Here is a 12,422-nt window from a genome sequence, read left to right on the forward strand (position 1 = left end):
TTAGCAAGTGCAGCGCTTAGCTCAAAAGCAAAAATCTAACATCAGGGTCGTTTTTATTTTCTATTTTTGCTCTAATAAAGGTCAGCTTATGTCACGCAAGACACCTACTCTTAGTAAATCTAAAGCACATGTGTCCCATAACGGATTGGCGCAAAATCCTCCGCTCGCGTGGGCCAGCTTGGCACAATATGTTGGGTTCTTTACGGTGGGGTTTGTGCTTGCCAGCGCCATATTTATGATAATTCAAACCCAAATAGCGCTGAATGCCCAACTGGTCATGGTGCTCTCTATTATTGTTGGCGCTTATATCGCGGTACATAAATTTATCAAACACCAGCAGCGCGCTATGGGTCGAGGTGAGATCAATCGCTTGGTAATCGGCGGTGTCGCAGCCGTTTGGGTATTGACGGTTATTTACTTTTTGGCAATTTGGTTTTGGTTGTTTGATGCCGTCAGCCGCGAAGTCTTGATTGAAATGACGCAACAACAGCCACTACCGCTGCTCTCATCATTCATCATGATATTGGTTCTGACACTGGTTAGCGCACGCATTAGTATTTGGGCGCTCAATCGTTTGCTGGATCCCAAACGTAGAACGGTCTAAGTTTTGCTCCATTCAGAGCATTACTAAATTCTAAACGTCATTAAACAGCTTGAGACTTCTCAAATACCTATGACTGACTACAAAACTTTTCCTTTTAAGACATAAAATCCGTTAGGCTAATCGGCTTAATCTTTATACATTTAGCAATAAATGGTTTTATTTATAGCGTAGGAGCGATATTCATGGACATGCTTTTTTTTGACCATATAGACAAACTGGCGCGTATTGTACTGACGGCTGCCATGATATATGTCTTAATCGTACTAGTAACCAAAGTCTCAGGAAAGCGCTCTACCTCACAGCTCAATAACTTTGATTGGGTGGTAACGGTGATGATTGGCTCGCTAGGAGCCAGTACCATTTTACTCAGAGAAATACCTTTTATTGAAGGGGCGTCTTCTATTTTGGTGCTCTACCTTTTGCAGTTTATGGTTACCAAATACGCCTCTATCTCACCGCACTTTAGCAGTTTTATTTTGTCCGAACCACGCATTGTTTTTTATCAAGGGCAGTTCTTACAAGAGGCGATGCGCACTGAAAGGCTCACTCGACAGGAAATGGAATCTGCTATGCGCGCTGAGGGCATAAACAGTTTTGATAATGTGGAAGCCATCGTTTTTGAGTCAGACGCAAAGCTGAACGTTATTCCAAAGCCAAGTCCGAGTGATACTCACGACAATGAGAACTCACAACAATCTGTCTCCGAAACCATTGCGCCTTTGATGTAAGTCTTAAATCTTCAAATAGCGGCTAAAATAAACACCGAAAAACCGTTAATTCATTGTATTGGAACCACACAGTTTTAGCGAATACACCTACTATAAAGTGGAGACGGTGCGGCTAGGATAAATTTTTACCGCTTCTTCTAGCCAGAGCACAACAAGGGCACAGTAAGCAAAGGTAAATCAAGCAACGGCACAGTAAGTGAAAATCTATTATCCGAGCAGTACGATTATAAGGATTGTGCTGCTTTTATTTGAGATCAACTATAATACCCATCAATTGATTAACGTCGTAAGAGTGGCAGAAACTATGAAAGTAAGAATTTTGAGCGTCGGTAATAGGATGCCCAGTTGGGTACAAACGGGTTTTGATGAATATCACAAACGTATTCAGCCGATGCTCACCACCGAAATCATCGAAATCGCGGCGGCAAAACGGGCGAAAAACCCTTCGGATGCCAATTTGGCTCAGTACCGTGAGCAAGAAGGCCAAGCCATATTGGCAGCGCATAATGCATCGGGACGTGAGCAATTATGGGTATTAGATGTTAAAGGTAAAATGATATCGACAGAAGGCTTGGCTGATAAACTGTCAGACGCCATGCAGCAGGGTGACGACATTGCGTTGGTTATTGGCGGCGCAGATGGGGTATCGCCAGAGGTATTGGCAAAAGCTGACGTGAAATGGTCGTTGTCCGCGCTGACATTGCCGCACCCATTGGTACGGGTGGTATTGATGGAGCAGTTATATCGAGCAATGAGCATCAACAACAATCACCCTTACCACCGTGGTAATTAAATCTGCTAGAACTGTGATTTTAATCTGAATTATCTCCAAAAAAACGGATTGAAAAACGGGCGTGCGCCCTAATAAATGGAACATGAAATATCCAAAACGCGCAACACCCAACGCCTCTTATCCCCATTCTCAACGTGATGACTCACACGAGGACACGCCGCCACCTATCACAGCTGCTGGCGTGTTTGATGCTGTCAGTACGGCCAAAAATTTGGCAAAGCTGCCCGCTCTATTTATCTCACATGGCGCGCCAACACTTGCCGTTGAGCAGTCGGCTACCACCAGTGCGCTGGCGCGTATCGGGCAAAACCTACCCAAACCGCGTGCCATTGTCATTATGTCCGCGCATTGGCAGTCAGCAAAGCTTGAAGTCAGCAGCAATCCGCAGCCCAAGACTTGGCATGACTTTTCCGGGTTTGCGCCTGAGCTGTACGAGTTACAATATCCAGCCGAAGGTCAGCCCGAGCTTGCCGAAGCCCTTGCCCATCAGTTCACTGCGCGCGGTATTACGTGCAGCGCGAACCCTGTGCGGGTGCTCGACCATGGAGTTTGGGCGCCGCTCAGACATCTGTACCCACAGGCAGACGTGCCTATCGTACAAATCTCATTGCCCCAGCACTACGACAGTGTCGCTTGCTATCAGTTGGGCGCACAGCTTGCAAAACTGCGCCAAGAACAAATTTTGATTATCGGTTCAGGCAATATTACCCATAATTTGCAAGCCCTACGCTGGCAAGCAGACAGTATCGATCAGGCAGCAAAAGCTTTTAAACTGTGGTTACTACAGCAGCTCAAGATTGATATTCCAACCGCGTTAGATTGGCAACAGTATCCTAATTATAAAGATATCCATCCAAGTGATGAGCATTTGCTACCGCTGTTTTTTGCCTTGGGCGCAGGACAACGTGTCTCTGTGGTTCATCAAAGCATGGCACATCATAGTTTGGGGATGGATATCTATCGCTTCGATTAAGCTCTCACCTAAGCTGTCTTTATCAAAGCGATACAATGCGACTGGGATGAATTTTTCACAGCCTCTGTATGAACAGCACGCAAGGAAAATTTATGGCAGTTGCACGGGATTATTAACGTAACCATTTTATTCTAAACTGACTATAGCAAAACCCCTATTTTTCAAACGCGGGTTTGGTAAATAAACCTGCTCGCTCCATCTCACCTGCCACACTCAATAGCGTCGCCTCATCATTCATCCGTCCGATCAGTTGCATACCGATAGGCAAGCCTTTTTTACTCATGCCTACTGGCAGAGACATCGCTGGCAGTCCTGTGACATTGCCCAATAAGGTAAATGCCATTTTACCCAGTACTGGCTGGCTCAGCTTTTCGATCATACCGGAGCGAAAGGCATATTTGCCCATATCAAAGCCTTTATTGAGGATCTCAGCACTGCGCATCATCATCTCGTCCATACGACTTGGTGGCAACACCCCATGCTTGACAGCTGGTGTGGGTACTGTTGGACATAAAATCATGTCATAAGTCTCAAGTAGCAAGCCCGTCTGATATTGACTGTGGTGCCAGCCATGTTTGGCATGTGCCAAGTCTACTGCCGATAACGAGCGCCCCAGTAGCGCCATGTTGTACGTTTGTGGCTCTAAGTTTTTGATATGCGCGGCACCAAAGTCACGCTCAATATTGTCAATCGTAAAAGCGGTATGAGTACAGACCACGACCATAAAATCGTGCCAAAACTGGTCGATATTGATATTAGGTTCAGCCGGTATCACACGGTGACCCATGGCCTCTAATTGCTTGGCGGTCTGCTCAAGTACAGCGAGTACGTCTTTGTCCACGACCGTATTGGCAATCAATGGTTTTTGATGTAACGCGATGGTCAACTGCCGCGGCGCCCGCATGGCCGCTTGCAAAAACGTGCCCTCTGGCGGCGCAATGATAAAGGGCGCACCAATCTCAGCCCCGCTCGTTGCGTCCAGCATCGCCGCACTATCACGCACACTGCGCGTAATCACATGATCAGCAACCGCCCCTTCCCAGCCCTCGCCATATTTGGGACCCATTGGATTACGACCACGGCTTGGCTTTAAGCCAAATGCACCGCACCAAGCCGACGGAAAGCGTATCGACCCGCCGCCATCGCCCGCGCCTGCCATCGGGACAATGCCACCCGACACCGCCGCCGCACTACCGCCCGAAGAACCACCTGAGCTATAGCCTTTTTTAAACGGATTGTGCGTGGCGCCGTGCGCTTTTGGTTCCGTGGTGATAATCAAACCAAACTCAGGCGTATTGGTCTTCCCAAAGGTATTGACGCCCGTGGCTTTCATGCGTTTAACGATTTCACTGTCGTTCTCTGAGACAATATTGACGCTACGACTGCCCATTGTTATAGGCTCGCCTGCGAAGCTAAAGGACAAGTCTTTTAACAGATAAGGCACGCCATTGAACACGCCTTTCGGTAATCCCGCTTGCGCCGCATTATAAGCACGCTCATCAAACCGATGGATAATAGCGTTCAGTTTTGGGTTGAGTGTGTTTGCTTGGGAGATAGCAGCGTCCAATACTTCTTTGGCGCTTACTTCACCTTTGTTAACAAGTGCCGCCAATCCTAGGGCATCGTACTGGGTATATTCTTTAAACATAACCGACCTTCCGTGGTAAATAATTGCAGTTAGTATATCGGGTTACTGGATAATCGAACAACCATACTATAGTCGATTTACTTTAAAACCGATACAGTGCTACTGAGATGAATTTTGCGCAGCCCCTGTTTAGCAGCACGCAAGTAAAATTTATACCAGTAGCACGTGGCTATTAACGTATCTATTTTATTTTGACCCAACTATATTTGTATTTATTGCTGCAACGATAACTAAAAGGGCAATAAAAAAAACGAGCCACTGTCGTAACTCGCTTTTTGTCATTTACGGTTTATGCAAACTCGCTATGAGCCAGTTGGAACTAAAACGCTTATATAAATTTAAACGCGCTACTAGCACAAATTTTACTTGCGTGCTGTGCCTATGCCGACAGAGGCTGCGTAACATTCATCCTAGTAGCGCTATAACACTTTTGAAGTGTATCGACTATAGCCACTACATAAGCAGTTCACGTTTGCCGCTTTTGCCCATGGAGCTGACCAATCCCGCTTCTTCCATCGAATCCACAATACGGGCGGCACGGTTATAACCGATACTGAATTTACGCTGGATACTAGAGGCAGAAACCTTACGCGTTTCCATAATAAAGGCAACTGCATCGTTATATAGGCCATCATCCTCACCAGACGCGTTATTTGAGCCACCACCATTGCCACCTGGACTAGATAGCTCAAAGTTGCCTGCCATATTATCGATATAGTCAGGGGCACCGCGCTCACGCCATGCATCACAGACACGGTTGACCTCTTCATCACTGACATACGCGCCATGCACACGATCTGGCTCAATCTGCCCAGGCCCTAAGAATAGCATATCGCCATTGCCCAACATATCCTCAGCACCCCCACTGTCTAGAATCGTGCGTGAATCAACTTTTGAGTTGACACGTAGAGCAGCACGCACCGGGATGTTGGCTTTAATCAAACCAGTAATGACATCTACAGACGGACGCTGGGTGGCGAGCATTAAATGAATACCAGCCGCACGCGATTTTTGTGCCAAGCGCGTGATCAGCTCTTCTGCTTGCTTACCGACTTGCATAATCATATCGGCAAATTCGTCCGCGACAATGACAATCATGGGTAAGGTTTTTAGCTTAGGCGCTTGGCTAATGCTCACGCTGTCATTGGGTCGCCATAAAGGATCAAGCATCGGCTTACCTGCTTTTTCCGCCGCAATAACCTTTTTATTAAACTCATTGAGCTTACGCACCTTGAGCAAGCTCATCAATTGATAACGACGCTCCATTTCTGCCACACACCATGACAGGCTACTGGCCGCTTCGGTCATGTCAGTCACTACAGGCGTTAGCAGATGCGGAATGTCATTGTAGTTGGCAAGCTCCAACTGTTTTGGATCAATCAAAATCAAGCGCAGCTCATTCGGCGTATATTTGAGTAGCATTGACAATAGCATTGAGTTAACCAATACAGATTTACCAGAGCCAGTCGTACCCGCCACCAACATATGGGGCGCACGCGCAAGATCGGTGATAATCGGATTGCCGCCAATGTCTTTACCCATTGCCATACTGATTTGTGCTTTGGGATCTTTAAACTTATCGGTATTCAGTAGTTCAATCAAACGCACCATTTCGCGTTGTTTATTGGGTACTTCGATACCAATATAAGGCTTGCCCGGAATCACCTCAACCACACGTAGGGACGCCATCGAGAGTGAGCGCGCCAAGTCACGTGAAATGCCCGTCACTTTGCTGGCTTTGATACCAGGAGCCAGCTCTACTTCAAAACGGGTCACCACTGGGCCCGGAATGGCATTGACCACCGAGGCTTTTACATTAAACTCTTGTAATTTAATCTCTAGCAGCTCAGAGAGTTGCTCAAGCTCAGCGAGGGTATAACTGGGCTTACGGTCAGGATCAGGTTTATCAAGAATAGACATCTCTGGAATGGGCGTGAGACTACTGCGATATTGAGCCGTTTGCATCGAGCGTGATTTTTGACTGAATGCTGCATCATCACTGATGTGGGGCATGACTGGAGTGTGAGTCTCGTTATTATCATAATCACCATCGTCTGGCATCATATCAGTGATGTGATTGCTACTATCGCCTTCGGGTACAGCAAAACTCATCGTTGGTTTAGCAGCGACTGGTTGGGTATTTGTATTAGGGTTAATAGCTTCCACCGTTGGTGCCGCTTTTGGATTGGTAGGCGGTGTATTGGTGGGCGTCATGTCAACCACGCTAGAGGCAGAAGCAACTTCCGCGACTGGTAACGAGACTGGGCTGTCAACCTCGACTGAAGACACAGTATTAGTATTAGATACCGAATCATCCTGTTTACTAGAATGTGCCGTTATTTCAGACGCGGTCTCAAAAGCTTCATTGGTTTGCTTGTTAGCGGAGTCAGAGTGCGAAGACGTAACTGGTTCGTCAGCCAGTGCTGCTTCAGATTGCTGCGTTACTGCTGCTTGCAAAGGTGGCTCAGCAACGCTATTTGTCCAGCTAGCGTCAGACTTAGAATTAGGCTTAGAATTAGGCTTAGATTTAGATATGGTCGGTTCCAATACCTCTGCATGTTCTGCTAACCACGCATCTGCTAAGGTATCAACTTTATCAACGGTCGCCGTCGAGTCGTCTAATGCAGGTGCAACAGATTCAGGACTAATGCTGTCACTATATGCCCATGCGTCAACGGGTGGCTGCACGATGTTAGTCTTTGGTCTAACCGTTGTTTGAACCTCTGTCTGACCCATAGACGGAGCTGCCACTGTATGCGGTGCAGATTCTGTCGGTTCTTCATTTATTGAATCAACGCTTGTCTCAGATGACAATATAGAATCTGATACAGCCGACGTAGCGGGCTCAGTCATACTATCAGCGTAATAAGCGGCTTGTTCGCTTGCCAATAGATCATCAACCGTATTGGCATCATTCCATGCAAAGCTTGGCTCCACTTTACGAACGGATGCTGGAGCGGGACTTGCCGCTGTTGATACACGCGATTGACCAATCGTACTGTCGGTCGTCGCACCATTCATGTTCGGCGTCGCTACTGTTGTCTCTGAATAATTGTCTTGTGCAGGGTCTGATGAGGCCGTTTGGCTGCTTGTATTGGCTTGCGCCACTGCGATAGACGCTTTTACACTATCGGCAAGCCCTGACTTCGTCAAAAAATCAGACAATACATTATTAAATCGGCCGCTGTTATCACTTGTTTCAGCGTGCCCCGCAGACTGCAATGTCAGCGGCAACTGCTCGTATGCAGGCCCTTCTTGAGGTGTCTCATTGGATGAGGCGGTATTGTTATCTTTGTTTAACACCTTATTTTGTGATGTTGCTTGCTCATCCGCTTCAAGCGCTTGGTCTTTTACCCCTGAGCCAAACCAAGACAGCGCTGTCACCTTCTGATAAAGCGCCATCCAATGAATATTAAAGGCAAAAGTGGCAGTGATAACGACAAACACGGCCAAGAAAAGCACACTCCCCCACTGCGATAACAGCTGAGCCAAACGGACTTGCAATTCAAGACCAATAATACCGCCCGCCACACCTTCAAGCGCGGTCGCCGCTGGGTTTGTGATCTGCTGAACCAATGCCACACACTGTGCAAATAAGGCGCTGGCACTTAATAATAAAAATACATAAGCAACCACCCGCATGAGCCAAAAGGTGGGCTTATTGTCCCACCAAATTAGAATAGACTCATAAATCACAAATGCCAGCAGCCACCATGCGCCAAAACCAAAAAAGCTATATAGCAAGTCAGATAACCAAGCGCCCGCCTCACCGCCCATGTTGTTAATCGTCGTCATGTCACTACTGATGTGCGACCAACTAGGATCGTTGCCTGTATAGGTCATCAAAATGACAAACAGATAAACGGCCAGTATTAACCCAAGGAGGGTAAATATTCCTTTTTTTAAATACTCAATAAGCGGTGCTGATATCACGTAAGATCTGCCTTGTTATTAATACTAAATGGTCGTCAACTCATGACTAAGTCTAATCATGCTGACATAAAGTGCTGACATAAAATGCTGAGCAAAGTGTTTAAACGCCATTATCAACGGCAATTACTGTATACAGCTACTTTATACAGCAATTGGCTTTTGGCCTTTATCACACTTGGCATAACTTCTTATAATAACAAATAGATAGGGAAAGTGGCGACTGTCTTCTAAAGAAAGAGTGCAAGTAAATACGTCAATACCGCATTTTGGTATAAAACTGCCTCTCTTGCAAAAGCTACTGACAAGCAATGAGCGACATTTATAACGAAAGCCATATAACGTATAGAGTATTTATCGCCGTCCTGTTTCAAGCCAGACATGCTTTAATTCTAATGATACCTATGTTTGTTTTAGCAAACTTGCACTTTCTGGCCTATGCCCTTATGTTATTATCACACAGCAATTAGAAAAACCACATTCGTAGCAACTTTTGAATTTGTCTCTTATGATATTCATCACTTACATTTTTCATTCTTATATTTAGCAAGGATAAACTCATGGTAACTGACACGACAGCTCCACGTCACGAAAAGCTCATTATTTTAGGCTCAGGCCCTGCAGGTTACTCCGCTGCCGTCTATGCGGCGCGCGCTAACCTAAAGCCAGTCATGGTCACTGGCATGGAAGTGGGTGGTCAATTAACCACCACAACCGAAGTCGATAACTGGCCAGGCGATGCCCATGATTTGACGGGTCCTGCCTTGATGGAACGTATGAAAGCTCATGCCGAACGCTTTGGTACCGAACTGGTTTATGATCATATCAATGAAGTGAACCTAAACGTGCGCCCGTTTCAGTTAATGGGCAACAATGGCAATTACACTTGTGATGCGTTGATCATCTCAACAGGTGCCTCTGCTCAATACTTGGGATTAGAATCAGAGACCAAGTTTAAAGGGCTTGGTGTGTCCGCTTGTGCCACTTGTGATGGTTTCTTTTATAAAGACCAAAAAGTTGCAGTGATTGGTGGTGGTAATACAGCCGTTGAAGAAGCCTTATATTTGTCTAACATTGCGTCAGAAGTCACGCTGGTACATCGCCGTGATAGCTTACGCTCTGAAAAGATCTTACAAGACAAACTGTTTGAAAAAGCCAAAAACGGTAATGTCAAAATCGAGTGGAATCACAAAGTCAAAGAAGTGGTCGGCGATGATATGGGCGTCAATGGCGTTGTTATCGAATCGATGCTTGATGGCAGCACCAAAACCCTAGATACCATGGGTATGTTTGTCGCGATTGGTCATAAGCCAAATACAGAGCTATTTAAAGATCAGCTTGATATGAAAGACGGTTATTTGATCGTCAACAGCGGCTTACAGGGTAATGCCACACAAACCAGTGTTGAAGGCGTGTTTGCCGCTGGCGATGTCGCTGATCATGTGTATCGTCAGGCCATTACTTCGGCTGGTACAGGTTGTATGGCCGCGCTTGATGCTGAAAAATACTTGGATGCTATCGGTGAAGCAACGGCAACCGATCATACCTATGCATCAACCTTGACCGCTGACAAAGAATCATAAATGAGTCACGCCTCACCACAGCCTAATCAAAACATCACGCCTGAGACTTTAAAAAGTCTTGGGCGTTATGACTTCCCTCATCCAGCTTCTATCGATCCTAAAGGTGTTGGTCTCGTGGCGATGGGCGGTGATCTGGCGCCTGACACGCTGATTTCCGCTTACGCACAAGGCTTATTTCCTTGGTTCAATGAAGATGAGCCGATTGCTTGGTGGTGTCCTGAGCCCAGATGTGTGATGGTACCGACCGACTATCAACCGAGCAAGTCGCTACGTAAACAAGCCCATCGTGAACGTTGGCAATTAACGCTAAATCAGGCTTTTGATGAGGTGATTCATGCCTGTAGTTTACCGCGCAGCGATAGTCTGACCGAGGGCGAGCATACTTGGATTCATGATGAGATGATTGACGCCTACACCAAGCTTCATGCGCAAGGCTTTGCGCATAGTGTCGAGGTTTGGAATGAGAGCGGGCAGCTGATTGGCGGGCTTTATGGCTTAAGACTTGGTGGTATTTATTTTGGTGAGTCGATGTTTCATCAAGCTTCTAACGCTTCAAAGATCGCCTTTTGGGGTTTGATGCGCTTATGTGAACAAAGTCATATCGCGCTGGTTGATTGTCAGTTACCAAACGATCATTTGATAAGTTTGGGTGCTACCACATGGCCGCGAGCTGATTTTTTAACGCAATTGGATACCCTAATCAGTACGCGCTCGGTCAAATGGCAAAACGACTCGCACCAACCACTTTCAGTCGCGTTACTTGATACACCAGCGCCTTGGCAACTCCATATAAAATAATTGGCAGTAGTATCGAACTCTTCTCCTTTTACTCTTTATTTATAACCACTGACCAGTAAGATTATTATGACCCCTGACACCTCTTTCTTATTAATTGGCGCACTCGCGACCAAAGCCAATACCACCAAGGATACGGTTCGTCATTATGACCAATTGGGCTTATTAAAATCTCGCAAACGTCAAGCAGGCTCTCGTTTGTATACGGAGTTTCATCCAGAATGCGTAGAACGTATTGAGCTGATAAAAAGCGCACAAGCGATTGGCTTTACGCTCGCCGAAATCAGAGAGAATCTCAATGATTACTACGACGGTCAGCTCGATATCGATTTACAATTGACGATTATTCAGCAAAAACTGACGCAAGTGCGAAAACAGCAAGCCAATATCAGCGTCATAGTAGCGTTACTCACCGAACGTATCGAGGTGCTCGAGCAGATGAAAAAAGAGCATGGCAGTAAGCTTGATATAGAAATATGTAAAAAGAAATACCAGCCTGATGCTCACAATCGCTCTGATTGATTGAAGTGTGTTTTCTTTATTTTAACTCATTTATTGATTCCGACTTTTTTAACCTTTTCTACATTCCTACCCTCAATCATAAACCCGCTGCATAATCAAAGCATCAATTGCCGACTGTCCCGACCGTTGGTAGTAGCCCTTACGTCTATGGATTATGGCAAATGCTTGCTGTTCATATAAGGCTATGGCAGGCGCGTTATCTGCACGCACTTCGAGCAAAAGATGCACTACTTGACTGCGCTTTAATTGAGCAGTTAGCTCCTCAAATAATTGTGACGCAATACCTTGGCGTTGATAGTCAGGATGGGTACCAATACGTAAAATCTCTGCCTGCTCAAATAGCACTTGATATAAGCAATAGCCAACTAGCTGACTATTAGTCTCATTATCATCGATACACGCATTGGCTACTGAAGAATCACCCTGCTTTTTGTCATAAACGACAAGAAGTTTCATACTGTCTTGCTCAAGCAAGGTTGCGAGTGTCTGATAAGTCCATGCGTCATGCGGCTGAACTATTGTCTCTATATCTGCTACCGCTTGCATTATCTCATCATAAGCGGCGACATTGGTTGATATATCCTCTATCGTAAACACGGTATGTCCTTTTATTTTATGATTTTCAATCGATAACAGACTCTATATTAAGTAATCATGGTTAATGTAGATAATATTATAACTTATACGATCAAATCACTTTTCAATCACCCAAAAAAAAGCCACCCTGTTTAGGATGGCTTTCTTTATGACTAACTCATAAGCTCATTGTTGAGACTTATTGATTAGTTTAATACGTTAGCAACAACACCTGCGCCTACCGTACGGCCGCCTTCACGAATAGCGAAG

10 protein-coding genes are annotated in these 12,422 nt (G+C 45.8%); 7 read left to right on the plus strand and 3 right to left on the minus strand.

What is annotated here, in order from left to right:
- Nucleotides 1-88: 88 nt before the first annotated feature.
- From AAJP47_RS12860 to AAJP47_RS12875, 4 genes are all read left to right on the plus strand, one after another.
- Nucleotides 89-604 (plus strand): ABZJ_00895 family protein, encoded by a 516-nt coding sequence (locus tag AAJP47_RS12860; RefSeq protein WP_346718291.1) that lies wholly within the window; start codon nt 89-91, stop codon nt 602-604.
- Nucleotides 605-786: 182 nt separating this feature from the next.
- A complete protein-coding gene (locus AAJP47_RS12865) occupies nt 787-1,332 on the plus strand; it encodes a DUF421 domain-containing protein (RefSeq protein ID WP_346718292.1) in 546 nt (181 codons plus the stop codon).
- 304 nt (nt 1,333-1,636) lie between these two features.
- Complete coding sequence (rlmH, locus tag AAJP47_RS12870; protein ID WP_346718293.1) at nt 1,637-2,125, plus strand: 23S rRNA (pseudouridine(1915)-N(3))-methyltransferase RlmH; 489 nt, start codon at nt 1,637-1,639, stop codon at nt 2,123-2,125.
- A gap of 82 nt (nt 2,126-2,207) precedes the next feature.
- Nucleotides 2,208-3,098, plus strand: coding sequence for a DODA-type extradiol aromatic ring-opening family dioxygenase (locus AAJP47_RS12875; protein ID WP_346718294.1), 891 nt, complete (start codon nt 2,208-2,210; stop codon nt 3,096-3,098).
- A 154-nt stretch (nt 3,099-3,252) separates the two neighbouring features.
- Here AAJP47_RS12875 and AAJP47_RS12880 read toward each other — a convergent pair whose 3' ends face one another.
- Nucleotides 3,253-4,746 (minus strand): amidase, encoded by a 1,494-nt coding sequence (locus AAJP47_RS12880; RefSeq protein ID WP_346718295.1) that lies wholly within the window; start codon nt 4,744-4,746, stop codon nt 3,253-3,255.
- Nucleotides 4,747-5,199: 453 nt separating this feature from the next.
- Nucleotides 5,200-8,679, minus strand: coding sequence for a DNA translocase FtsK (locus AAJP47_RS12885; protein WP_346718296.1), 3,480 nt, complete (start codon nt 8,677-8,679; stop codon nt 5,200-5,202).
- 557 nt (nt 8,680-9,236) lie between these two features.
- Between AAJP47_RS12885 and trxB the strand changes: the two genes are divergently transcribed.
- The 3 genes from trxB to AAJP47_RS12900 all read left to right on the plus strand — a co-directional run bounded on the left by trxB (nt 9,237) and on the right by AAJP47_RS12900 (nt 11,576).
- Nucleotides 9,237-10,259, plus strand: a complete 1,023-nt coding sequence (trxB, locus tag AAJP47_RS12890) for a thioredoxin-disulfide reductase (RefSeq protein ID WP_346718297.1) — start codon at nt 9,237-9,239, stop codon at nt 10,257-10,259.
- On the plus strand, nt 10,260-11,057 hold the full coding sequence (aat, locus tag AAJP47_RS12895) for a leucyl/phenylalanyl-tRNA--protein transferase (protein WP_346718298.1): 798 nt from the start codon (nt 10,260-10,262) through the stop codon (nt 11,055-11,057).
- Nucleotides 11,058-11,123: 66 nt separating this feature from the next.
- Nucleotides 11,124-11,576: a MerR family transcriptional regulator gene (locus tag AAJP47_RS12900; RefSeq protein WP_346718299.1), complete on the plus strand. Its 453-nt coding sequence runs from the start codon at nt 11,124-11,126 to the stop codon at nt 11,574-11,576.
- Between the two features lie 72 nt (nt 11,577-11,648).
- On the opposite strand, the gene rimI is transcribed toward AAJP47_RS12900, so the two are convergent.
- The gene (gene rimI, locus AAJP47_RS12905; RefSeq protein WP_346718300.1) at nt 11,649-12,173 is read right to left on the minus strand and encodes a ribosomal protein S18-alanine N-acetyltransferase; all 525 of its coding nucleotides are present in this window, start codon (nt 12,171-12,173) and stop codon (nt 11,649-11,651) included.
- Nucleotides 12,174-12,422: the final 249 nt, after the last annotated feature.

Origin of the sequence: Psychrobacter halotolerans (assembly GCF_039680845.1) — a bacterium.
Lineage (GTDB): Bacteria > Pseudomonadota > Gammaproteobacteria > Pseudomonadales > Moraxellaceae > Psychrobacter.

What these genes read in the sequence shown, in the direction of transcription:
- aat (WP_346718298.1), top strand. Translation starts at nt 10,260, where the DNA reads ATGAGTCACGCCTCACCACAGCCTAATCAAAACATCACGCCTGAGACT.
- AAJP47_RS12880 (WP_346718295.1), bottom strand. Translation starts at nt 4,746, where the DNA reads ATGTTTAAAGAATATACCCAGTACGATGCCCTAGGATTGGCGGCACTT.
- trxB (WP_346718297.1), top strand. Translation starts at nt 9,237, where the DNA reads ATGGTAACTGACACGACAGCTCCACGTCACGAAAAGCTCATTATTTTA.
- AAJP47_RS12865 (WP_346718292.1), top strand. Translation starts at nt 787, where the DNA reads ATGGACATGCTTTTTTTTGACCATATAGACAAACTGGCGCGTATTGTA.
- AAJP47_RS12860 (WP_346718291.1), top strand. Translation starts at nt 89, where the DNA reads ATGTCACGCAAGACACCTACTCTTAGTAAATCTAAAGCACATGTGTCC.
- rlmH (WP_346718293.1), top strand. Translation starts at nt 1,637, where the DNA reads ATGAAAGTAAGAATTTTGAGCGTCGGTAATAGGATGCCCAGTTGGGTA.
- AAJP47_RS12875 (WP_346718294.1), top strand. Translation starts at nt 2,208, where the DNA reads ATGAAATATCCAAAACGCGCAACACCCAACGCCTCTTATCCCCATTCT.
- AAJP47_RS12900 (WP_346718299.1), top strand. Translation starts at nt 11,124, where the DNA reads ATGACCCCTGACACCTCTTTCTTATTAATTGGCGCACTCGCGACCAAA.